The organism is Dyadobacter beijingensis DSM 21582 (assembly GCF_000382205.1).
In the GTDB taxonomy this organism is placed as follows: Bacteria; Bacteroidota; Bacteroidia; order Cytophagales; family Spirosomataceae; genus Dyadobacter; species Dyadobacter beijingensis.
This window is the reverse complement of the sequence record NZ_KB907795.1, coordinates 1-25,600: the sequence shown is the minus strand read 5'-3', so window position 1 is coordinate 25,600 and position 25,600 is coordinate 1. Positions and strand designations below refer to the sequence as shown.

Here is a 25,600-nt window from a genome sequence, read left to right as displayed (position 1 = left end):
GATGTTGTTGCCGAATTAAGCAAAATTTGTCTCGTTGAAGGATGCTTCCCCGAACGGATTCAATGCGATAATGGAAGTGAATTTATCTCCAAGGAAATGGACTTATGGGCATATTCGAACGGTGTGACGCTTGACTTCTCAAGACCAGGAAATCCGACAGACAACCCATATGTTGATCGGGTCGCCGGAGCGATCTTTTAATGGGAAGTTTCGGGATGAATGTCTTTCCGTCAATTGGTTCTTATCTGTGGACGATGCCCGAGAAAAAATCGAGGACTTCCGGTGGGAGTACAATCACTTCCGGCCACACAGTGCGCTGAATGATTTAACCCCGAAGGAATTTGTTAATTTACATCAAGAAACACCGGAAACTCTACTTTCAACCGTCTGAAAACCTGGGAGGGGCTCAAAAAAGGAAATACAACAACAAATGGCTGTCTGAGAAACAGGGTACTTACACTATGCCATTTATCATCAGATCTTCACAAGCAAAGCAATTGGGTATTCTCGATTGGGACGAGATCGACATTGGTATAATCTACAAATATCGAAAGGAATTCAAGAGTCCCCATAACAAATTGAGAGATCGTGGATTGGATTTTACCAATGAAACAAAATCCGTGGCCATTGATGCTTTAAGGTTCAATGAGCTGATCCAATCAGCAGAAGTGGGACATTACCTCGACGCATAATATATGTGCAGTCGGAAGACAGAGGATTTAAGGGCTCAATAATCGGCTTTTGCATAAGGAGAAAAAGGGTCATTGGGCGTGATGACACCGCCAAAAGCAAGATTTATTGGCCGGATGGACGGGAAGTAACGACAGGAGATTTGAAAATCGGGAAGGGGAGTTATCTGGGCCGTAGGACGAAGATTTTCGATGAATTTCATGTTCCTGATTTTCAGTCAGACAGAGAAGGAAGAGCACATCTAATAACGCCAATGATGAAGAAAGTTGTGCAAAAGATGTTCAAAGATAACGAAGTACTTCAGGCTAATGGCCAAAAAGAATACAAGCCGTTTTATGGTTACTTTATTTTGGATACCACCTTAGGGCAAAAGCCACTTAGCATCGCATTTGCCGTTAGTGAGATCACCGCCGAGCTTGAAACAACGAAAACAGATGGTGATTGGGTGACTGACCCGCCTGTCGCTTACGACCACGGTACGGCATGTTGCCCCATTGGCTAGTCTTACCAAGAGGACATTAAATACATTATTGACTTTCGACCAAGTATTCGTTTGGCATGGCCTCTTTTAATCGAAGTCGTTACTGGTCGGAATAACATGCTTGTAGCGACTGTACTTCGGCATAACCATACGGCACATCGCCATTGGAGTGCAACCTTGGATCCGTTTGATATCACTAACTGTGGCATATTATTGCTACTCGGTCGTACAACAAAAGGTTTGATCGGGAAGTGAGGGATTTGAGTGCATAATTTAATCGATTGCTGACCCGCTAGTTCAAACCCTAAACAAATCCCCGTTCAATGTCGATATTGAACTAGATTGCTAACTGGTCCCCTGTCCAGCGTAAATAGTCATTAGCCAGCAAACAAGCATTCTTCCACATACGTATACCCTTCCAAAAACAAGTCGCAAGCAAAGGGCCATTATTTGAATTCCTTTCGAGCGCAGCTGCAGCGTCTCGAGCGCCGCAACTGCGTCCTCCGACAATTGAAAATGGTTTGGTTTTATCAATATATTCAGGCTTGAAAGAAATGTTAGTACTGCTTACTCTCCATGTTCTTGCTTGTAGAGAACTGAAAACCGAGGCGAGGAAGGAATTTCGACGAATTCAGCTTATCTTGCAACGAAGGTTTTATTTGTGACGACGAACTATGGTGGAGTTAGAAAAATTGCGATGCATAATCGCAGATGATGAGAGATCCGCGCGGGAATTACTTGAAAAGCATATAAAAAAGATACCGTATTTAGAATTGGTCGCTCAGTGCAGCAATGCTTCCGAAGCATTAACTAAAATTGCGGAGCTTCGGCCTGATATCATTTTTCTTGACATTCAAATGCCTGGATTAAATGGACTGGAATTAATTTCACTCCTACCTTCTGTCAGGCCTAAAATTATAGTTGTTTCAGGAGATCCGCAGTTTGCTGTCGAGGGTTTTAACCTGCAAGTCACGGACTATATCCTCAAACCGCTCACGTTTGAAAGAATGGCGAGGGCGGTATTGAAAGCAAAAAGTGAACTCAATAAACATCAAGAAACTGAGCATAGAGAGACATTTCTGGGCCATGAAAATGCGGTAGCATCTAGCAACATCGGCAAAGAAGATGATTTTTTACTTGTGAAGGACAGTAAAAAGCTTATTCGTATCGACCTCGACAAAATTCATCTTGTCGAAGCGATGAAGGATTACCTTAAAATATACTGGGGAAGTGGCATCACCGTGCTTCACCAAACGATGGGTAGGATTGAAGAAAAACTGCCTGCTGCATCCTACCTGCGTGTTCACAGGTCGTTTATTGTCAGCAAGAAAATCATAGCTGAAATAAATGGTAATGAAATAATTACAACGACTGGTAAGACTATTCCGATAGGCTCAACCTATCGTGAAACCATTCTCAAAGAGTTTAGTGACAACATCTTATAAGGCGATCAAAGGCCTAATCAGGTCTCTCCAATTGTCGCGGGACTGGCGGACTGTCCTATTACATTTGCTCATCTGGGGCGGAGTATGGTATATCATAAGGTATTTTGCAATCCCTTCGCTCACAAAAGATAATGATGAAGTTGTCCGGCATGCTGCTGTGGTGGTATTTGCACAGTCTTTATTTATATTTTACACCATTGGCTACCTCACCTTCCCGCGACTCCTTTACAAAGGAAAGTTTCTCATTCTGTTATTGGTATTGTTGGGATTATTTCAACTGATTTACATAACTAATTTCCTGGAATTTCGATATCTGGTATCAATAAGTGACTCTCGGTTGCCGGGAAATCCATTGTACGTTTCCCGGGTGTGGGATCAGCATATGTCGCAACGGCCGCTAACGGCCTGTTTGACGGATTTCTTGATGGCTTATCTCAATTATTCTTGGAGTTTTTATTATGTGACGCCGCTACTCGCTGTTAAAACTACGATTGATTTAGTACGCACACGAACGCGCAATCTTGTGCTTGAACGTGACAGATTTAAGCTTGAAAGTGAAAATCTCAGCCTGGCTACGCAGCGTTTAAGCTTACAGCGTGATTATTTGGTTTTAGAAGTTAATTTTTTGCGATCCCAAATCAGCCCGCATTTTCTATTCAATACCTTAAATGCGGTCTATAACCGGATTGTGGATGCCGATGAACTCGCAGCAGAACTTATCGCAAAAATAGCTTCTCTGATGCAGTATACGCTTTATCTTGCCAATAAGGATCAGGTCGCAGTCGAAGATGAGGCCCGCTATATTGATAATTATTTAGGTCTGGAACGAGCCCGGTTCGGCGAGGATGTTGACATCCAATTCGAGTACACTGCTCAAAATGAAAGTCTGCAAATAGCGCCGTTGTTGCTGATTTCTTTCGTTGAAAATGCGTTTAAACACGGAGTAAGTTTGGCGGACGACAATCCTTTCGTGCATGTAGCGTTGCATGTAACAGATAGTCGCCTTGTTTTTACTTCAAAAAATAGCATTATCACCTTCGATCCGGATGCTGAACTGGAAGGTTCTGACGGAAGAAATGGGGGAATTGGCCTGGAAAACACCGCTAAAAGACTTTCACTACTATATCCAGAACGACATCAACTGCGTATCCAAGCATTGGAAGAGGTATTCGAGGTAGAACTGGTCATCCAATTTTAGAGTTTCGTCCCGAGAAATGATTGTCGCTCCCCCGACCGAGCTGGTCGACACAAGGTTCTTTTTCGTCTAATACTGCATCGTCTTCATCGAAAAGGCAATTATCGAACGCAAGCACGCGCTTATTTTCGAATTGTATTTTTCATATCCTTTTTATCAGTAAACAATGAAGGCTCATCCGTCGCAATTATCTCAGGGAAAACTCTCGTTCCGGAAAACACAAATTGGTAAACTCACATCTAAAGTCAAGCCAGCAGCTCCTGGAACCGACATGGACACTTCAACCTCTCAAAGTACCCCTTTCTGCAGAACTTTCTGATGTCCCGTATTTCCATTACTAGTGCTGATGCCATACGTTTTAAGCACTTTGGTTTCTTTATGCTCCGGAGACCGCTTAACCCGTTTACGAGGCTCGAAAGGTTTCATCTACGCCTTGAATCTGCATGTTTCGAGGATGAGTTAAAAAAGGAATTCGAATGTGACACTTTGCAGGATGCCATTCGGCTGGCATCACCTGACCTCCACACCTCTTTATTGTGCTGGTTACAGAATATGCCGCTGAAAGGGCGCGAGGAGCTTATAGCGACTTTTTATAAGTATTTCGTGAGAGCAAGTACGCGGTGTACTCCCTTCGGTTTGTTTGCGGGTTTAGCGTATGGTGAGATTTTGCGTGAGACAAAATTTGCATTCAATCCCGAACTTCGACCGGTCATGCAGATTTCACCGGAATTCGATTGGCAGTGCAGGCTATCCAAGAAGCTATTTCGAGATCCCGATGTGCGGGCGAAGCTCCTTGTAAAACCCAACTCGAGTCTGGTGAATGGCGGCGGATCGCACCGCTACATTGAACGAACGGAGGGGGGCTACTTCTTAAATACTTTCACCCAAGATGAACCCCTGAGACTTACTTTGGAATTGGTCGGCGAAGGTATCAGATACGAGACGCTTACAAATCAACTCGTTCAGATGGGATACGAACTCGACAAGGTAATCAGCTTTATCGATGAGTTGCTGGAAAATGACCTGCTGGAATTCGCTGAAAATCCCACCGTCATTGGCAGAATGTTTCCCGGGAAGGTGATTGATCGGCTAGGTGATGGAGAATCGATTCCGGAAAGTGTACGATCACTACATTCAATTCAGTCGCTATTTGACAATCCGACTTCTGATCTGGAACTACTGGAAATCCTACGTGATAAGATGACTCAAATAGACAGCCCCAGCGCAGGTATTGTTCGGCTCAAGGTTGATTCCTTTTTTACTTTCGAAAAGGCACAACTTTCGGAAACATTCGTGCAGTCAACAATTGATTCATTGCGTGACCTTTCTGTTCTGAATTTTAATGCTCCCAGGCAGGACCTGGAATCGTTTAAAGAGAAATTCAGGTTCAAGTACGATACCCAGGAAATTCCGCTTTGGCTAGCACTTGACTCCGAGCTTGGACTTGGTTTCGAGGGTGACTTTGGGTCTCTGGATACGGCGGATGAGGGGCAGGTTTTACAGCATCGGGATCTTTTTACAAACACCACGGAGGCCCCTGGAGCCTGGTGGCAGAATTATCTGGCTTCGAAATATCTGAGTGTATTAGCAAGCCGTACCAGGGAAATTTCCCTCGTCGCGGCGGACCTGCGTGCAATCAAGGATATACGCCCGAAAGAACATACCACCAGCTCTATGGCGAGTAGTGCTTTCGCATTCGGTTCGATCATTGCCGATACATGTGACGTGGAAGCATCGGGCAACCTGCAGTTCATACTTGCTGTCTGCCAGGGGCCGTCGGCCATCAACATGCTGGGCCGATTTGCAGGCGGCTGTGAAAGGCTAAGAGACCAGCTATCGAATATTGTCGCTTACGAGCAGGAACAAAATCCCGATGCTCTTCTTGCCGAAGTCGTTCATGCTCCTGGTGGGAAGGTTGCAAACATCATGTCAAGGCCCACATTGTACGACTACGAGATCGAATACCTGGGAAATGCCTCGGTAGAAAAGGAAAATGTGATCGTTTTTTCCGACTTGATGGTCTCTGTTCATGAAGGACAAATCATGCTTCGTTGTAAAAAACGTGACAAGAGAGTTATACCAAGATTGTCGAATATGCATAACCACCAGCGAGGACTCCCTGTATACCGCTTCCTGGCAGCACTTCAATCGCAGGATTCGTCTTTTCGCATCAATTGGGATTGGGGGTTTCTTGCTCACAGCGATTTCCTTCCCCGGATTACATACAAACACATTATCGTCGCCCGGGCCACTTGGAAGCTGAAGAGGCCCGATTTCCAGTCGCTGACTATCACCGAGATTGCCGCCAAACTGGCTTCGCTCGATGTGCCGAATCAATTCGTTATAGCGGAAGGCGACAATGAACTTTTCGTTGACGCATCGGTAAGGGAATCCCTGCTAACGCTCCGTTCATACCTGTTAAAGCACGAAGTCGTATATCTCAAAGAATTTATACACAAATGCAATAATGCATTGATTAGGAGTGGAGATGAAATTGTCGTTAATGAGATGGTCATTCCATTTCAAATTCAACAGAGTGGGAACCGCCATAAACGACTGGCAACACTGGTGCCAAATCGCCCGACAGTGACGGAGCAGTTCGAGCCAGGTAGCGAATGGATTTATGTCAAGCTTTATGCGAGTGAAGCCATGACAGATTCATTAATTAGAAATAAGATAGCCAATTTTGCAGCTGAACTTGTCGAGCGCGGTGTCGTGGAAAAATTCTTTTTTATCCGCTACCATGACGTGGAATCCCATTTGCGAATGAGATTCCTCCGTTTGGGCAATTCGACATTGGAAGACATTATTGCTCCGTTACGCCAGTTGCTGGCTTTCGAATTCACCCACAAATTGATCGCTAGAATGCAGCTGGATACCTACCAGCGCGAGCTGGATCGGTATGGCAGGGACAAAATCGAAGATTGTGAAACTTATTTCAGTGAGGATTCGCTGGCTATTTCAAAATTCCTTGCAGAAGGGAATTCCATCCGGACGATCCAGGAACGTCTGACGTATGCAGTAGTGCGTATAATGGAAAAATTTACGTCTGCGGGAATTCTTTCCAACGAAATGTCAGGCATTTGTTTGGTAGCAAGAAATAGGTTACTGCTGGATCTTGCCTTACCACTGGCAGAACTTAGTAATTGGCGCGGGCTGACGAGCGCCCTGGCGCGCCAAGCCATTGACTGTGATGAACAAGATTCACCTGATTCTTGCAGCAGAAACACACTGCGAACAATATTGCAGGAGATGGAAGGCAGCAAACGGGAGAATCTGATTATCGATCTTATCCATATGTCTATAAACCGGTTATTCAAAGACCACCAGCGCTACTACGAAGCCGTCGTGTATCATTTTATCTACAAAATAAATCTAGCAAAGGTCAAACGTTCATTGCCTGCAGTGTGCGTGGCATAAAGGCCCTCAAATGCATTGTTGATGTCTTCAAAGTCGAAGTTCGTCGAAAAACGCCACTTATACATCGAACTATTATGACATGATCCCTGCCGATCCCATTAATTTGGAGAAGCTTTGGAAGGTAGCAAACATCGGTAACACCTTTTCCATCATCCTTGCACACATTTCCAGTCATTACGTCTAGCACACTTCATCATCAAACATAACCGAATTCCATGCCTTCTCACAAATCGAGAGATCCGCCTGCTGAGCAGGCACTTAATTATTGTATCATATAATCAGCGAAACGAACAGGCTATGAAAATTTTGTACGAGAAGAAAAATGGTCGAGCAACACCACGCTCTCAAAGAATTGGCAAGGTGCCGGCATGCTTATCCCTGCTTGGCATTCTTACGCTTTCCTACCCCCACAATGCGTTGGCAAATCCAATCAAGGCTGCCGGCAACCTACTCACTGCGGATACTCTCTACCTTTCCGTAGAAAATCAGATTGACGAACCGGTTGAAACAAATACTTTGCGGATTAATGAGTTAAATGCAACAGCAGCGACTGGTGGAAAGCCATTAGTATTCGGTAAAAAAACGATTGATTCCGATAAAGCCAGAATCGTGGCGATCGGAGGATCACTTGCGGCCGGCGTCCAGAATGGCGGGCTTTACAGAGCCTCACAGCTTACCAGCTACCCGAATCTGATAGCGAGGCAAATGGGCGCTGCATTCCGCCAGCCTCTATTTTCAGCTGAGGAAGCCAATGGTGCGGGTTACAAATTGCTTATCCGGGAAGACGGCCCCGTTTTCAGATATAGCAAAGTGAGCGACAAGCTGGCCGTCGATCCTAAGTCCAATGCGGGGCAGTTCAGGAATTTCGAAGGAGAGATAGACAATCTTGCTTTACCTTTTCATAATGTACGAGGCTCATGGAAGGATCTGGAATACTATTCGCGGTTAGCGCTGCCCAGTATGGAATCGCAGGACTTTATTCCTTACTTCAAACGCATTCTACCTGTCGGTGCGTCGGATAAGAGCAGCAGCTATTTACAATATGTTGAGCAGCGGGCGACGGCCGACTTTGTCATTTTCGATCCGGGAATGGACGGGCACTTGCAGAGTGCGCTCGTCGGCGGCGATGCTTCCCAGTTGCCCCAGTTAGAAGAGGGTGAACGTGGAGATAAATCTGAATTCAGAATCGTCAAAAATTTGGCAGCCAAAGGAGCGAAAGGTGTTTTGGTAACCATTCCGAATGTGATTGAATTTCCTTACTTCAAAATGTACACGCCTGAGAAGCTGGCTATGCTACAAGGCGAAGGAAGAGTTTCAATAAGGACCAATCGCGGGACAATCAGAAGTATGAACGACCGGGACGTGCTGCTTCCGTCTGCGAAGGTAGAAGCATTGTTCTCGGGAAGATCGTCCGGTGAGGTCCTTGGCGAGAGAGAATCACTCGCGGTCGACGAAGGATATGATGAGACGGCCGCATATCGCAATGTGAACTGGTACAATGAGTATTATGTGAAATTCATTGCAAAGGAGAATGATTTTGCCGTTTTCGACCTGTATGCGCTTTTGAAGAAAATCAATGCAGGAGGTTATGTAACAGATGATGGCGTAGAGGTCAATCCCGCATTCCCAGACGGGAATTTTTATTCCGACGATGCCATTCATCCCACTTCGTTCGGACAGGCGGTTATCGCGAATGAGTGTATTAAGGCCATTAACGAACATTATGGGTCTGGTTTGCCGCTGCTTAACACCCGGGAGTTTTTGAAATAGTTCATATTTCCCGATTACCTCACTGTTATTTTCAAAAACTATAAAGTTTTAAATATGAAAAGGTTATTCATGGCTTTTATGCTGATAGGACTATGCATGCAGGCGCATGCGCAGATGTCATTGTCCTTACCACTACCAAGATCTGTGTTCCAAAGAAATGCCAATAATCAGGCCAGTGTAATCATTTCCGGCCAGCTGCTTCCTGGGTCTCCGTCCAATTATCAGATCAAATACAGATACATCAAGTTGAAAAAAGACGGAACGGACGATGTAAGTGGGTACACAGCCTGGGCGTATGGTACGGGCTCAACGTACTATGGCATTTATCGTTTCGCAGTCACGTTTAATACCGGATGGTATAACCTGGAAGTGGGCGTTTTTGAAGGTGTTAATACCTACGCGAGCCTAACAAGCACGGTCAAATTCGGCGTCGGCGATGTGATCTTTATCGCGGGTCAGTCAAACGCACAGGGAACGGATGGGATCACAAACTCTGCTGTGGACAATAAGTTTTACGACTGCGTTAATTCTATCTCATCTAATCAGATTTGCAAGAATAGCTACCAATATCCGGCCATCCAAAAAATTCAGGATGGTAGCTTGATCGCTCCAACCGGGAACCGTTCAGCCTGGGCCTACAATCGCCTAGGCAGTAAAATCACTGATGCTTCGACCACTACGGTTGTTCCTACGCTTTTCTTCAACACTGCGTTTACAGGAAGCTCAGTTGAGAACTGGTCGGTGACAGCGGCTGACCAGAATGCCTCAGTGCAATTGCCTTTGCTCGGTGGTGCTACCTGCTGTCAGCCAGGTTTTGCGGACTGGGACAGTCAAGGTTCCGCCGGTCAACCTTATAAGACGCTGAAAAATTCGCTAGGCTACTATGGCGGTATGTTTGGCGCGCGCGCAGTTCTCTGGCACCAGGGAGAGTCGGATAACATGTTAAATACTGCCGCAAGTACCTATCGGGACCGATTGATGGTCGTGATCAACAAAACGCGTCAACAATTCAATCCTAACTTAGGATGGGCAATTTCTCGGGCATCCAGGTGGAACGGCACAGTGAAAGCGACAGTAATTTCCGGGCAGGAATTGGCGAAAGCTGCTGCAACTTCTACGACTGGATCTTCTGCTGCTTCTAGTAGGGGAGCGTGGGATTCCGATGCTAACCTAGGTAGAATTTCAGACAATACTCACTTTAATGCATCCGGGTTACAGACGTTGGGAGATGATTACTTTGCTAACTATCAGGGTGTAGGAACAGAAACGGCCACTAAAAATCTGCCTCCCGTGGCTGCTCTGACGCCACCACCCATTTCCATCGATGTTACTGGAACGGATGTTACGCTGACAGCAATGGTTTCTGGCGGATACACATACAGCTGGGTGCAAACTTACGATGGCAATATGTCAAGCCCGACCTCAACGTATCAGGCCATTACCGTCAGCAACAACCAGACGCGGCAGTACCGCTGCTACGCAACGGATTCACAAGGACGCACTACGCTGAGCCAGGCCATTTATACACCCGTAAAAAATGTATCCGGCGCTCGAATAGGCGCAGAAGAGATTATCGGCAGTGCGGAAATTGAGGAGCTGGTCCCGTTAAAAGTATCTCCCAATCCGACGAAAGAGCAAGTTTCACTTACCTTTAATTTGAAAGAAGCGTCGAACGTTAAAATCGATCTCATGCACATTAATGGTGGTATAATCGCGAGCAGCCCCGAGAAGGATTACGAAGTAGGGCAACATCAATATTCGTTTGACGCTAGTCAGTTGGTCGCGGGTACTTATGTTTGTCGGCTGAGGGCAGGTAATTATTTCGCTTCCAAGAAAGTAGTTATTGCTCCTTAATAATTTTTAACCGGGTTAAAGAGATTTCTTTTTAACCCGGTTAATGCCAGGAAATGTTATATCGGGTTTCTTTGACTTAGGAAAACAAATTGTAGGTTTCAGATATGGGAATTAGGGTAAAATTGTGTGTTCTCTTGCTCGGTTTCATTTTAGGATGTAAAAGTGAGCCTGAACCGGCAAAGCCATCGGCGCTGGAACGCCCCTATCTGCGCAAACTCACCGTCGCAGGGGCAAAAGAGGTAACTCTGGACCACACGGCACGGACCATACAGATCGTTTTTCCGGCCACTTACAAATCCGATGAGATGGAGTTGGTTATGGAGCTGATCGACGGCGTAAGCGTTAGTCACACAGACCCCGTGAAAAATTTTGGTTTCAGAGGTTTCCGGCCGATTCCGTTACTAATACTCAACAATTATTCACAGCAATACGACACCTACACCATCTATGTTGATGCGGAAGGCGAGATGGACGCCTATTTACGGGAAGATCTGTTTTTAACCGAAAACGGCACCGTTGTGGCCCCGATTGTTTTCACCAGCGGGATCGGTACCGTCCCAGAGAGGCCATCGGAAGTGGAGGAAATGATTGCCTGGCTCGGCGACACAAAGAATGCAAAGCCGGCTATCAGAAATACCGGTTCCGGTTTATTTGAATTTGATAATGCCTACAACCTAGTTCCTTCGGAAAGTATTGACTTGTCCTTCAAATACAAGGAGCAAAACTTCCAGTTTAAGGAAAAGCAAAAACTGACCCAATGGATCGTGCGTGTGGCCATCGACAGCGCTTCAACGTGGTGGAACAGTTTATCTAAGAACGTTGCCATGAATGTGGGAGGAGGTTGTTTTTTGCCTCAAAATAAATATGAGATCAAGCTGCAAAACCTGACGAATGTGACTACAATCCAGACGGAATACAAAGGCACGCAGCAGCTTGGTTTCAAGATTCCGGATAATGTCAAAGATGGAAACTACTATGTGGGCATATATGAAGGCAGCACGCTTATTTCAAAAAGTATTTTCAATGTAGCTAATGACCCGAAGATTAGAGGGTTTCAGCAGGTATGGACAGAAACTACGAATGATATAACGCCGATCGCACTCGATGCAGGGCGGTTTGAACCGATTGTTTCCAGTGCTGGGAAGGAAATTAATGTCAATCCGTATCCGATGTTTACAGCGAATGTGTCGGGGGGTAGCATCACTGCGGATAAGCTGCCCAAGTTAAGGTTATCCGCTAACGGATCTGCCTATGAGCTGGAACCGAAAATGAAGGAAGACCGGCGTTTCGGCGATGGTGCAGTGGTACTGTACTATGCCGCATATACCTTGCCTGGAAACATAGCGCCCGGGAACTATGCCATGCGTCTGAATTTCCGGGATGGGGGAGTGACCGAGCCATTTTGTAAGTTTCTTGAAATCAAGTAATCAGTTATTCTAGTTAATATCTAAAATCTACCAGGATGAAGAGAGTCCATCGCCTCATTTGGGGCGTGTGCTTGCTTATGCAGGCATGCGTGTCCTCAAACGACAATTCCGTGAATCCCTCCGAAGAGGTGCCTGTTTCGGTAGTGGATGTCATCCAGGCTAAGTATCCGTCAGCCACAGCCATGAAGTTTTCAATGCTGGAAGAAGGAAAGGTCTATCAGGCGGATTTTGATATGGATGGAAAAAATGTTTCCGTCATAGCGAGCAGAACAGAAATTCTGAACGCATTTGAAGAATCAGGACAGCAGAACATTACGTCGGTTAACACAAAGCTTAACGGCCTGGGAATGGAAAAAGGAAACTTGTCAGGCTTGAAGACGTTGATGGCGCCCGGACAGGCCGAACGGCAAATTGCCCAATACGATCTCCGGGGCACGAATTACCGGCTAACCTTGCACCAATCCGGATATGTTACCATTACCACACGCCAGCTGACTTACGAGACGAAGTCGCTGGACGATCTGCCTGAAAAAATAAAAGCGTATATACAGGGACGTAATAAGCCAAACATCGCATATCTGGGGCAGTTGCCTTTGCTCGAGAAACCATTGAAGGAATATCTTGCAGATAAAAATGAATTCACGTTCAGCAGCTGTGCCGTCTATTCTTTGCCGGACAAATCAAAACAATACCAGGTCTTCGTCAAGTATTACGGAATAACTGATCTGCCCTTAATATTCAACGAAAACAGCGAATTGATTTGGGTGGGAAGCTTTAACCGGCTGGAAAGTTTGGTGAATTTTGATGACTTGAGTGGTGGTTCAAGTAACGTCTCCAAGGATGACCTAAGCTATTTTACCAGTCAGTTTAAAGCTTCTAATGAGCTCAAAGACTATCCGCTGGATGGCCCAATTTCGCGCGGGCAGGCATCTGTAAACGTTTACGACAATCAAAAAGGGTTCGAGTTTCGCCTTTCTAAGCCTTCGCTTGACACTGACGAATCCTGGGTTCTCCGGTATGACGCCGGCAGAAAGCTGATCGATAGCTACTACTCAGGTCAACGAAGATAAGGCCCCTGGCGCAGTCTGGAAGATATACCTATCTATTTTCAATCATTGGTTTAACCAATAACCGACATTTCCGATTATGCTTAAACACTTTGCTGCTGCATGGCTGGTACTGTGCGTCCAGTTCTGCATGGCCCAGGTGACGTTTACCTATGACAATGCGGGCAACCGCGTCAGAAGGGAGGCTTCGACCACGGCCCCGTCGGGCTGTTATACAATGAAATTGGCTGGTAATGGCAAGTTCCTTACCCACGTAAACGGAGTTCTTAAAGTGAAGGCCGCCAGCAGTGCAGACAATCAGAAGTGGAAAGTGGAAACTGCGGGTGCTTACGTGAAGGTCGTAGCCGCCACTAATAGCCAGATTCTGGGTGTGTCCGGCGGTGGAAATGCAGATGGTGACCTGGTCACATTGCAGGCAAACGGGGCACAAGACCATCAGCTATGGACCAGAACAATAATCGCAGGAAGTAACCCGCAGGCCAGCGTATTTGTCCGAAAAAGCTCGTCGCTCCTGTTTGGCAGTACTGTGAACTGGGGAGATGGAGATCCAAGCGATTTGGTGACGGACATCCGGCTGACAAACGATCCTTCCTTCACCTTCGGAAATAACAAATGGATATTCGAAACAGCCACCTGTCCAACAGCTCCCGTTACGGCTACCATAACACCTGCTGCAAGCACAGGCTCACCCACGGCTGAAACCGGTTTCAATCTCACCTCTACTTGTTCCGGCGATTGCAGCGGTATGGCCTATTCGTGGAAACTAGGCAGCACGGTTGTGGGCTCTTCGGGAAGCGTCGCAGTCACTGCTCCGTCGACGCCGGGCAACTATACTTACACACTGACTGCCACAAAGACGGGCTTCACGTCTACGACGAGTGTGACGGTAAATGTGAAGGCCGTTTGTTACACGATGAAACTGGCCGGAAATAGCAAACTCCTCACAAATGTGAATGGAATCCTTAAAGTGAAAGCGGCCAACAGCACAGATTCGCAGAAATGGCGATTGGAAACGTCAGGCACTTTTGTAAAAGTTGCTACGGCGAGCGGAAACCAGATACTCGGAGTGTCCGGTGGAGGAAACAGCGACGGCAACCTGATTACTCTGCAGGCCAATGCGGGCCAGGATCATCTGCTGTGGACCAGGACCGCGATCGCAGGAAGTAACCCGGCATCCAGTGTTTTTGTCAGAAAGGGCTCCTCACTGATTTTCGGAAGTACCATGAACTGGGGCGATGGCGACCCGAGTGATCTCGTAACGGATATCAGGCTTACCAATGATCCGTCATACACATTCGGAAACAACAAATGGATATTTGAAAGTGCTACTTGTCCGGTGTATACGGGCCGACAAGGGGTAGAGGAGGAAATTGAACTGGTCAGAGAGGAGGCTTCCGAAACGCAGGAAGACCTGGTGGTATTTCCAAACCCAACTTCGGGCGAATTTGAGGTCAACTTTCGTCTCATTGAGGGCAAGTCCGGGTCTTTGTCGGTTGTGAATATCGAAGGTAAGGTATTCTATCAAAAGAATGTAAAAGGGGCTGGCTGGCACAAGGAAAGGATAAACCTGAAAACCGCGAATGCCGGACTATACATTGTTTATCTGACTTCTGAAAACGGCGTCCGGGCCAAGAAAATTTCCATTCTGAAATAAAGGTTTCCATTGCGTGCAAATCCCCTACCGAACATCAACCAGCAATATCCCGCGTTTATGAACAGTGAATATATGAAGAAGAATCGCAGCTCGCAGAAATACAAAACCGGGCTGCTGACGATCCTTATCTGCGCGAATTTTGCGCTTGCCTATTTGGGTGCCCCTCTCGCAGTTTTGGGTCAGAATGTGACTTATCAAACCCTGCACACGACTGCAACGTTTGATGGTCGTGCTTTGAGCGAGTCGCTTCCGGTGGGCAGCATAGCGGGCAATGGGGACGTTGCCTCGGGAGGATCTGCCTACAATATACCCATTCTTGTTCCGCCCGGTACCAATGGGGTAGTGCCCTCCATTGCGATGAACTACCACTCTATGGCAGGCAACGGAGTCCTGGGCTTTGGATGGCACATTACGGGCTTGTCGACGATCACCCGTACAACCAGGAATATGTATTTCGACAACGCTACCAATCCGATCGTGATGACCAATGATGACCGGTTTGTGCTGGACGGTACCCGAATGATCCTGAAAACAGGTAACTATGGAGAACCCGATGCTACATATGGCCTGGAAACGGAGGATTTTTCCACCATAACCTCCAAAGGAACACAGGGAAATGGTCCGGAATGGATGGAGGTGGTCACGAAAGACGGGATAAAAATGGAGTACGGCAATGACCCCTACGCCAGGCATGTGGGCCAGTTTGCTACCGTCCTGACCTGGGCGATTACAAAAATCACCTATCCGGATGGGAACTACATTCAGTTTAAGTACAAGCAGGACGCGTACTTCGCTTTACTTGTTGAAGAAATCAACTATACGGGAAACACGGTAACGAATTTGGCTCCCTACAATCAAATCAGGTTCGACTATAAGATCCGGACCGTGGATGAAAATTCGGGCTATCAGGATGATACCCGTATTGAAATGAAATATCTGCTGGATAAAATTACGGTAAAAGCAGAAGGCCAGACAGCGCGTTCCTATCAATTCAACTACGGACATAACAACATTAACTCGTTTTTAAAGGAGGTTGTCCAATCGGGTTCGGATGGGACGAGCCTTAACGCTACTATATTTAAATATGGTGATCAGCCGACTGAACTGACGGTAATAGCTGCGGATGGCTACGATAACCCGTCTTCGACGATAATTACAGGCGATTTCAATGCAGATGGGATGACTGACTTTTTGGAAGGCAAAGCTATTACATCGCCCTCATCTGCTTATCGTATCCAGATTAATACAAAATATCAGGCACTCCCAGGACAGCCTAACACGTTTTCGATAGCCAACATCACAGACTTACCCATTACCTATTCTGTTGTTAAGAAAAACCAGATACCTAATTCGTACGGTATGATGGCCTACGACTTTACGGGTGACGGCGCGGATGACGTCTTACTGACCAACGTTGCCGGGTCTGGCACCAACAGGACGCTGACCAGCCTTCACCTATACAAAACCGTCCAGAATTACAATTGGTCGCAGAACGGGCAATTTGAAATTCAGTTTGATCCTTTGACCATTCCGCCGTACACCGGTTTTCCAAAAATACATCCAACAGGTCATTTTATATTTCCGGGCGATTATGACGGAGACGGCGTACAGGATATTCTTACGATGCTGGGTACGAGTGGGAATTTTTACGCTTCACATCTATACTTCGGCAACAATTCGACTACATTTGGGACAGTAGGTATAACCGCACCTTATAACTTCAACATTGCCGATTGGCCAACTGTTGACAAAGTGCATGTGGTTGATTTTAACGGAGACGGTAAGAGTGATCTGATGCTGATTAAAGGCAGCAATTGCGAGATATTCACCTTCGACGGGTGGATTGCGCGCCGGATTCATTTTTCGAGTACATATCTTAACAAGGACCACCTCACGTATTTCGGAGACTTTAATAGTGACAGGAAAACGGATGTGCTTGCCAAAAATCCCAATGGTACCTGGAAGGTGCTGGTTTCCAACGGGCGCTATTTTTACGAGTCACCGTTTGTTTTCAACACGGCTCCTGATACAGACCCTTATACCGGTGATCACCTGGCCGTGGCGGACATTAATGGCGACGGAAAGTCGGATGTTTACCATGCCTGGCAAGCAAGCGGATCTTCTACGTCAAACTTCGATGTATACTATGGCAGAGGCTTTTCCGGAGCGAGCTGGCTCGCGGGGTTTCATCGCGTCAATTCAACATACTCGCTGAATTTGGGTGCACTTCAACCGATGATCGGCGATTTTGATGGCGATGGGAGAACGGACCTCATCAACTTCAAAAACATTTTTACTCCGATGGATATTCTCTATTTCCGCAAAGAAGGAAAGGAGCACATGCTTGAAAAGGTGAAAAACGGCTACAACCATGTCACGGAATGGAACTATAAAAAGCTTACGGATGGAGGAACCTATTTTGTCAGAGGAAACTTGACGTCGTATCCCCTTAATTCCATTCAGCCACCCCTCTTCACTGTGTCTGATTTTAAACAGCAAAACGGGATCGGCGGCGTCAATGTGATTCAGTACGCATATGACGGCGTAAAATTCCATCGGGCGGGAAAAGGATTTCTGGGGCTAGGGAAAATTACCGTGAGCAATCTCGCAACCGGAGTCCGGACCATCACGCAAAACCAGTTTAACACTACTTACTTTACTTCGTCGCCATACCAGGTAACGACGTCGCTCATTTCGGGGCAAAGCCTCAGCCAGACTACGAACACGAATGAGTTCATTGCGTCTGCACCGAAACGCTTCTGGATAAAGGTCTCTGGTGTTTCGGAAGTAAGGTCATTTGAAAAAAGAAACATCACCACGACCAATACTTACGACACCTTTGGGAATGTGACACAAAGCGTTGTGAACAACAATAATGTCGAAACGACTACTACCACCACTGAATACGGAGACTATCCTGTCGTTCCGGGAGGAGTAGATAACAAGCCGACGCTTGTCACTGTTTCAACCACCCGGTCTGGTGAGAGCGCCCATTCGGTCAGGACGCGGTATGGATATAATGCCAACGGTCAGTTAACTTCAAAAACAGATTTTGACGGTTTGGCCAAAAATGTGGCAACCGTTTACCAGTATCATCCGCTTGGTAATCTTTGGAAAACAACGATAACACCCGGAGGCACGCTGGTTGCTGGTGCAAGGACAACTTCGTCGACATTTGACGCCAAAGGCAGGTATGCTGAATCGAGCCAGAACGAGTTGCAGCAAACTTCAGGCGCCACCTATGATCCCAAATGGGGAAAGCCACTGACAACCGTGGGAATTGACGGACTGACAACCACCTACCAGTACGACGTTTTCGGGAGGCCGACTGTTACCACCCTCCCGGGCACACCTAACTATAATATTGTGCAGACTTACGCATGGAGCCAGGGCAGTGGGGCCGTTTGGAAAAGCGCTACAATGCACCCGGGAAAACCCGACGTAACAACCTGGTATGATGTGCTTGGCCGTGAAATTAAGACTGAAAGCCAGGCGTATCCGTCGGGTTTGGCTACGCAGGTGCAGACTTACGATGCACGGGGAAACATTGCTTCGACTACCATGCCTTACAAGTCTGCCGAAAGTATTATCACCACCACCACTTTGTATGACGATCACAACCGCGCATACAGCATAAACAGTGGAAATCTCGGAACTACGACGGTAGCCTATTCGTACGATGCCTCAGGGAAATTGACCACAACCACGACAGCTCCGTCGGGCATCTCATCGAAAACCACCGATGCTTCCGGGAAGGTTGTGAGCTCAGCAGACGCGGGCGGGACATTGAACTATACCTATTTCAGCCATGGTGGCGTAAAGGATATCAAGTTCGGGACCACGGTAACGGCCAGCACGCAATACGACGTTTACGGGAGGCAGACTCAATTAGCGGATGCAAATGCGGGCACAACGCTATATGAGTACAATGCGCTCGGACAGCTGGCAACTCAGACGAATCCCAAAGGTCACACATTCACCATGGTGTACGACCTTGCCGGAAGGATCACGCAACGAAGCAGACCCGGAGAACCTGCAACCGTGTATAAATATTATGCATCCGGAAACGGTATTAACCAGATCGAAAAAGTGACGGGTTTTGCGGGAAATGTGGAGGATTACAGCTACGATGCCTACGGCCGGTTGACGAGCATTAAAGAGACAATCGACGGTACGCAATATACGCTCGGCTACGGTTACAATAACTACGGCGACATTACCTCAACGACCTATCCATCCGGTTTCGGAACGAATCACAGTTACGATGCCAATGGCTATTTGATGAACATCAAGAACAGTTCAAATTCCATTACATTATATACAAATAGCAACTTAAATGGCCTTGGCCAGAATACGGCCTATTCACTTGGGAACGGACAGGCGTCGACTGTGACGTACACCAACGGCTATCCGACCCAATATTCAGCCGGCACTCTACAAAACCTGACTTTGGTATGGGATTACCAGAAAGGGAATCTGACTAGCAGAACGGATGCGAGAGCTGCCGTCAATAAAACGGAAAGCTTCATTTACGATAACGTCAATCGGTTGACTACGAGTACAATCGGCAGCGGCAGCCCTTTTAGTACTGTATTTGCAGCAAACGGTAACATATCCACAAAAACGGACGCGGGGACTTATTCTTACCATGCCTCCAAGTTTAATGCGGTGGTCGGAATCACGAATCCATCTCCCTCGCCGGTGCCCACCTTGCAGCAGGATGTTACCTATACACCTTTTTCACAGCCGGACACGATCAGGGAAGTGGGCAGCAGCGGGTCCCCATTTACATTGACTTACCTGTACGGCGCCGACTATGAGCGTATCAAAGGAGTTTTGAAGCAGAATACCACAGTCATAGGTACGCGCTATTATTTCAGCGGATACGATGTCGACGACCTGGGCGGGGGGAGCAAGCGATACGTCCAATACATCGGCTCACCCGCGGGATTGATAGCCATCGTTGAAAGCAATGGATCAAGTCACAATATCCATTACACCTATACGGACCATCTCGGCTCAATCCTCACGACGACGGGCAGCTCGGGTACGATAGAGGCCGAGCAGAGTTTCGATGCGTGGGGAAGACGGCGGAACCCAACATCATGGGCGCTTATGCTTCCGACAGCGGCTACTTCCCTGCCTGCCTGGCTGTTTCGCGGATATACCGGACACGAGCACCTGGATAATTTCGGACTCGTCAATATGAATGGCCGGCTGTACGACCCGGTGGTAGCCCGTATGCTCAGCGCCGACAACTATGTTCAGGCCGGCAACTTCACCCAGGCGTACAACCGGTATAGTTATGCGGGCAACAACCCGCTCAAATATTCCGACCCGAACGGAGAATTTTTCAATCTCGCGTTCTTCGCCGGCGCATTCATATCGGACTTTGCGACGAATCTGATGAATGATGTAGATAAGCCATTCAAGACGGCCTATCGCAATGCTTCCAATGCCGTCACTTCCATGGGGAACGCATTGCAGGTGCAGGTTTACAGCAGAGGCAACACGTCGGCAACGGTTGGTATCAACATCCTGAGCTTCGGCATCGGTGCGAACATTTATCACACGGAAGGAAACCTCACGACCAGTGTAGGGGCAAGTGTGGGGCTAATGAGCGGCGCGATGCTGAATTGGAGCGTTTCATACGCAGCCGGAAGCCTGAACATCGGGATCGGTGGCGGGTATGGTGCAAATTACGATGTGAAAACCGGTGGATGGGCGCATAGCTATTCCGCTTTGGGCGGCCGGTTGTCCTACAAAGGATATGGGCTAGGGTACTACCAGACACATTACGGCAATGCATTGGGACCGGATGGAAAGCCTAATAACCAGGTTGTAGGAGGGGTTAACGTATATTTGGACGACGTAACACTGAGGCTGGAAAACGATTTTCTCGCATTTGAGGACGAAGATCGATGGAGATCGAACGCCGTGGAAATCGGAATAGGGAATATCGTGATTGGTACTAGGTTATACAACAACGATCCGAAAGGCGAAGGGCAAGGCTTTGACAAAGATGGAAAGGATCGTATGGGCTTTTCGAATAAACAAGGATTTGGCGCCTGGAATGCCGGTAAGGTATATTCGAGCCCTCTCTGGTTTGGCGCGAGGTTTGGTAATACTGTCGATCGCATCGGATATAGTCACCCAATGGTCCAGGACCGGACTCAAAACTGGGTTCATCGGAATGGGTTTTTCTATCTACCATTTGGGCATCAGAATTTTTATATTGACGATTCGGAATTTAAAATGGGCAGCTTTTTGCATACCGGTTACTACAATCCGTATTCATTATGGGGAAAATAGGTTTCAGATTATTGGTATTGCTGCTATTATGCTGTCTCTTAGGGTGTCGTCCTATCAAAAAAACGAGAGAGGCATTTGAGCAAACACAATATTGCTACAATGGAAGCAAAACGGGCCTTGTCGAAAAAATCGATTTGAATGGCTGGTATGCATTCACGGAAACTTCGGGAGGTACTTCGTTTGAAGTCAAGTGTGTCTTTTTTGAAGATGGAATGTTTATCTATCATTTTAATCCGGCATATTTTAAAGAAACTGCCGATAAAAAAAATGGCTTTTATTCAAGGGGTACTCAGTGGGGTAGATATGTTTTGGTTGGTGATACTATTAAAGCGCAATTTATTGAATCCCCCGGAGGAATGTCCTGGTCGAAAGGGCACATATGGTTTCAAATAGCGAATAGAACAAGCCTTAAATGGCTGGCATTTAAATACGGTGATCCCATACATGTGGCTAACATCGGACAATATCAGAATAGAGATATGTCGATCGGCTCGTTTACGTCTGCTCCTGCCATGCCGAACGCTGATAAGGCTTGGATCAAGTCCCGGAGTTGGTTCTGGTGTGACATTCAGAAATTCAAGGTTTGGAAACAACAACGTAAGTAGCCAGGTTATGAGACAATTTGCCGTGATGATTTTTTTGGTAACAATGTCCATTTACCAGGTTTTGGGCCAAAAATATCCTTTGAAACTAATGGACAGCTGTCCTGAGACAAACGCAAAGTTTCGGAAAATACTTGCCATAGATAAGCGGACAAATCCGGAAATGATCGGATACGTTTCACTGTCTTCCCCGTCGAGCATTTTGGCTGTCCAGCATGACGGGAAGCTGGCCGATAGCATAGCGCGACTTATCGGAATGCCCGATAAATCCGGCAAGGATACGCTGGTCATGATCATGGACGAATTTTTTATCAACGGAATAAGCAGTCCCGGGAAGGTCAGAACATCGCTGCGATTTTTCAAAAATGAAGGTACTGGGGGCTACCATGAATTCTTTTCTGTCGATTCGACTTTTAAAACTGCGAAGCGTTATTCCAATGAGGAATTGATCAATATGATCAATAATGAGCTTTGCCTGGTTGCCAGGTCGCTTCGTAGCCAATCAGATGCACAAACTCCAACGAGGCCGATGTACTCATTTGCAGAACTGGTCAGTTTGGATAGTCTCGAAAAGCTCAAAATTCCCATTTACAACATTGATTCTCCTGCCTCCGGAGTTTATATGAGCTTTGATGCATTAAAAGAAAACCGCCCATCTGTTGCCTCAAAAATTTTGATCGAACGTAAAAAGGGTAAGTTTGTCGTATTTCGCCACTATAAAAATGACATGAAGAAAGTGCTCCTCGACCCGCAGGGTATTTTCGCTGTATCAGATGGGGTTACATTGTTAAGAGTGTTTGATGACGGCCAGTTTTTTCCTATCACAAAACGAGGCTTTGATTTATACTACGATAGGGAAATTTCATCTCAGCTTTCCCGTATAAATGAATTCAATCCGTATTTATTCCCGGACGGTGGACATATTGGTGCTACCCTGGGAGGTGACCTTGTAATCCGGCGTAAAAGCGATGATCTCCCAAAGATGACTTATCGATACAAAATGAATTACAGAACCGGAGTGGGGCATCCGGTTAATATAATCAACCGTTAATCAGATATCGAGTTATGAGACAGTTTTTTCTTTTAATTACAATTCTATTCATTACCAGTGCTCAGACATGTTCTTCGCAAGATGCACAACCACAAATGGATTCAAAGGAATACCAGTCATGTTGCGGCACACAACCCGTTGAGTTTACATTTTCTGCAAAGAAAGTTTACATGCCCAATGTGTTTACACCGAATCGGGATGGCGTAAATGACTATTATGCACCAAACATAAATGACGTAATAACTGATGTATGGGGCTTTACAATTTACAGCGCAGAGGGTGATACAGTGATCTTTCAGAAGCCCCATTTCAATACGAAAATGAAGCTGGAAGAATACGGCTGGAATGGGCTCCGACCAGATGGAAGCCAATACAAAGGTTTGTTCAAATTTAAGATGCGTGTAGACGATAAACAAGCTAACAAGCATGTCGTGACGGGGCAGGCATGCGCTATACAATGTGGCCCCGACGCGAAAATATTCCAGTCGAAATCAGGTTGTTTCTTCCCGGTTCAAGCCAGCAAAGGCGTCTCAGGTACATTGGATAAATCAGTGTCGACCCTGGAAAAGGGCTGTTTTTGAGTTTGCTGGACCGACTATGCCCTTAGCAATATGTCTAATTAGTGAAATTCCGGTGGGCAATGAAATATCTCCTGATCCATTCTCAACTACACTGCAGGCTTCATGAACACGTCATTGACTTTCCAGCAAATATTCGTTTGTCGTGCCGCCCGTTTTGATCGAAGTCGTTGTGAGCCGCAGTTCCATAGCCTTCTCCGAAACAGGCAGTATTTGGTATTGTAAAGAACCTTTACTTCCCGTTGGCTGGGGATTAAGTTCACTCAACGTAAGCAAAGTGTTGTACGAAGATAACGCCCATACGCCGCTGAACATGGACTTATCGAGCTCAGTCAACAGGGCAATGTCCTTGATACTCAGATCCAGTCTATAATTTTCATAACCGGGTTTACTGTTACTGGTCGAGGCTTTCTGGAAGACGACAATGTTGTTTTCCTCTACTGTCCTTGCGGTCCAGGTTTTGCCGATCTTTTCGGGAACAGTCGGTGCAGGTGATTTACAGGAAAAAGCAATTGCTGATAGCAAAAGCATTCGCAGCAAGATTTTCATGGATTGAAGAATTTATCTCGTAAGTAATTATTTATCAGTTGTTTTTGATAGCATCTTTGCGCCGAAACACCGCATTGCTATTCCAGTATGACTTTTAATTCAACCCGCCGGTTCAACGCCTTGGTTGCATCCTGATCGTTTGAATAGGCTGGTAGTTTTTCACCTTTGGCCTGCCAGTGTACGGCATGGGGAGCAATGCCTTTTTCCACCAGATAATGTGAAGTAACCCGCGAACGAAATTCCGAAAGCGCCAGATCTCGCTGCGGGTCGCCCATATTGTCGGTGTGGCCGGTAATCTCGATCCGATAACCGCTACTATTTTTGAGCAGCTAGTCGAGGGTTAGCTTGGCTGCGCTACGGAGGTCGTATCGGCTTTGGTCAAAATAGATCATCCATGGTTTCGCTGACGATTTACATCCTCTACCTTGCGGATCCGCGGACGACATCCCCAGACAAATAGAATTAGGCTCATGCAAATAATCAAATAGTTCTTATCGACGATCTTCGCATAGAGCTGGGTCGTTTTAATATTCCGGTGTCCCAACATTTTTGATACGCTCTCGATCGGAACCCCATTTGTTAAGGTTACGGTTGTCGTAAACGTATATCTGGCCAAAGGAAAAGTGATAGCCTTGGTACTACCACACAGATCAGAAATTTCTTTTAGATAGGAATTCATTTTTTGGTTTGAAAGCACCGGGAGCAGCTTATCTTGATCAACACATTGCGGATGTTCGTCGTAGATCGCAATTATAGACAAGGCTTGTGGCAAAAGTGGGATCCTTGATGGCGAGGCAGTTTTTTGTCTTTTAATAACTATCCACTTTTCATCGCTTCCATCTATAATTTCCGACCGTTTCAACTTGAAAACATCAGCATACGCTAAACCAGTATAGCAGCAGAACAGAAATATGTCGCGTACCTGCGCCAATCGGCCTCGCCCGAAATTACGATTTGTTATTGCTTGCTGTTCGGGACCTTTCAGCGCTTGCCTGTCTACCTCGTGCTTTGTCATCTTATAAGCATGGAATGGGTCACGCGCCAGCCATCCCCGCTTAATGCTCAGAAGGGAAATCTTTTTGAAGTTTGAAATGAGCTTCTCCCAGGTTTTCAGACGGTTGAAAGTAGAGTTTCCGGTGTTTCTTGATGTAAATTAACAAATTCCTTCGGGGTTAAATCATTCAGCGCACTGTGTGGCCGGAAGTGATTGTACTCCCACCGGAAGTCCTCGATTTTTTCTCGGGCATCGTCCACAGATAAGAACCAATTGACGGAAAGACATTCATCCCGAAACTTCCCATTAAAAGATCGCTCCGGCGACCCGGTCAACATATGGGTTGTCTGTCGGTTTTCCTGGTCTTGAGAAGTCAAGCGTCACACCGTTCGAATATGCCCATAAGTCCATTTCCTTGGAGATAAATTCACTTCCATTATCGCATTGAATCCGTTCGGGGAAGCATCCTTCAACGAGACAAATTTTGCTTAATTCGGCAACAACATCTCCC

At 46.5% G+C, this 25,600-nt stretch carries 17 protein-coding genes and 2 pseudogenes; 14 read left to right on the top strand and 5 right to left on the bottom strand.

Annotation, left to right across the window (positions count from 1 at the left end; all coding sequences use genetic code 11):
• Positions 1-391: pseudogene (locus H144_RS34945) on the top strand (integrase core domain-containing protein); the annotation flags it as partial.
• Positions 392-727: 336 nt separating this feature from the next.
• On the opposite strand, the gene H144_RS34525 reads toward H144_RS34945, so the two are convergent.
• Positions 728-892 (bottom strand): hypothetical protein, encoded by a 165-nt coding sequence (locus H144_RS34525; RefSeq protein ID WP_157505268.1) that lies wholly within the window; start codon positions 890-892, stop codon positions 728-730.
• Positions 893-943: 51 nt separating this feature from the next.
• Between H144_RS34525 and H144_RS34520 the strand changes: the two genes are divergently transcribed.
• From H144_RS34520 to H144_RS0131080, 13 genes are all read left to right on the top strand, one after another.
• Positions 944-1,192, top strand: a complete 249-nt coding sequence (locus H144_RS34520) for a hypothetical protein (protein WP_157505267.1) — start codon at positions 944-946, stop codon at positions 1,190-1,192.
• A gap of 653 nt (positions 1,193-1,845) precedes the next feature.
• Positions 1,846-2,616, top strand: coding sequence for a LytR/AlgR family response regulator transcription factor (locus H144_RS0131135; RefSeq protein WP_019946054.1), 771 nt, complete (start codon positions 1,846-1,848; stop codon positions 2,614-2,616).
• A gap of 64 nt (positions 2,617-2,680) precedes the next feature.
• Positions 2,681-3,814, top strand: a complete 1,134-nt coding sequence (locus tag H144_RS33670) for a sensor histidine kinase (RefSeq protein ID WP_019946053.1) — start codon at positions 2,681-2,683, stop codon at positions 3,812-3,814.
• A gap of 315 nt (positions 3,815-4,129) precedes the next feature.
• A complete protein-coding gene (locus tag H144_RS0131125) occupies positions 4,130-7,231 on the top strand; it encodes a lantibiotic dehydratase (RefSeq protein WP_019946052.1) in 3,102 nt (1,033 codons plus the stop codon).
• Between the two features lie 297 nt (positions 7,232-7,528).
• Entirely contained in the window at positions 7,529-9,001 is a 1,473-nt protein-coding gene (locus H144_RS0131120) for a hypothetical protein (RefSeq protein ID WP_019946051.1), read from the top strand.
• Positions 9,002-9,055: 54 nt separating this feature from the next.
• Positions 9,056-10,855, top strand: a complete 1,800-nt coding sequence (locus tag H144_RS0131115; RefSeq protein ID WP_019946050.1) for a sialate O-acetylesterase — start codon at positions 9,056-9,058, stop codon at positions 10,853-10,855.
• A 134-nt stretch (positions 10,856-10,989) separates the two neighbouring features.
• Entirely contained in the window at positions 10,990-12,282 is a 1,293-nt protein-coding gene (locus H144_RS0131110; protein WP_026351143.1) for a hypothetical protein, read from the top strand.
• Positions 12,283-12,392: 110 nt separating this feature from the next.
• Positions 12,393-13,352: a hypothetical protein gene (locus H144_RS0131105; protein ID WP_157505266.1), complete on the top strand. Its 960-nt coding sequence runs from the start codon at positions 12,393-12,395 to the stop codon at positions 13,350-13,352.
• Between the two features lie 76 nt (positions 13,353-13,428).
• A complete protein-coding gene (locus tag H144_RS0131100; RefSeq protein ID WP_033403590.1) occupies positions 13,429-15,003 on the top strand; it encodes an RICIN domain-containing protein in 1,575 nt (524 codons plus the stop codon).
• A gap of 72 nt (positions 15,004-15,075) precedes the next feature.
• A complete protein-coding gene (locus tag H144_RS0131095) occupies positions 15,076-21,315 on the top strand; it encodes a polymorphic toxin type 23 domain-containing protein (protein ID WP_019946046.1) in 6,240 nt (2,079 codons plus the stop codon).
• Positions 21,303-21,920, top strand: a complete 618-nt coding sequence (locus H144_RS0131090) for a hypothetical protein (protein ID WP_019946045.1) — start codon at positions 21,303-21,305, stop codon at positions 21,918-21,920. Before H144_RS0131095 ends, H144_RS0131090 begins: the two co-directional genes overlap by 13 nt.
• Before the next feature lie 7 nt (positions 21,921-21,927).
• Positions 21,928-22,968, top strand: a complete 1,041-nt coding sequence (locus H144_RS0131085; RefSeq protein ID WP_019946044.1) for a hypothetical protein — start codon at positions 21,928-21,930, stop codon at positions 22,966-22,968.
• Positions 22,969-22,982: 14 nt separating this feature from the next.
• Positions 22,983-23,549 carry a T9SS type B sorting domain-containing protein gene (locus H144_RS0131080; RefSeq protein WP_084600065.1) on the top strand — a complete coding sequence of 189 codons (567 nt, stop codon included), beginning with the start codon at positions 22,983-22,985 and terminating at the stop codon, positions 23,547-23,549.
• A 111-nt stretch (positions 23,550-23,660) separates the two neighbouring features.
• Here the strand turns inward: H144_RS0131080 and H144_RS0131075 are convergent, their stop codons facing one another.
• The 4 genes and pseudogenes from H144_RS0131075 to H144_RS34940 form a co-directional block, all read right to left on the bottom strand.
• The gene (locus H144_RS0131075) at positions 23,661-24,095 is read right to left on the bottom strand and encodes a hypothetical protein (protein ID WP_019946042.1); all 435 of its coding nucleotides are present in this window, start codon (positions 24,093-24,095) and stop codon (positions 23,661-23,663) included.
• A 77-nt stretch (positions 24,096-24,172) separates the two neighbouring features.
• Positions 24,173-24,424, bottom strand: coding sequence for an OmpA family protein (locus H144_RS0131070; RefSeq protein WP_084600064.1), 252 nt, complete (start codon positions 24,422-24,424; stop codon positions 24,173-24,175).
• A 59-nt stretch (positions 24,425-24,483) separates the two neighbouring features.
• On the bottom strand, positions 24,484-25,110 hold the full coding sequence (locus H144_RS32920; protein ID WP_019946040.1) for a site-specific integrase: 627 nt from the start codon (positions 25,108-25,110) through the stop codon (positions 24,484-24,486).
• Between the two features lie 95 nt (positions 25,111-25,205).
• Positions 25,206-25,600: pseudogene (locus tag H144_RS34940) on the bottom strand (integrase core domain-containing protein); the annotation flags it as partial.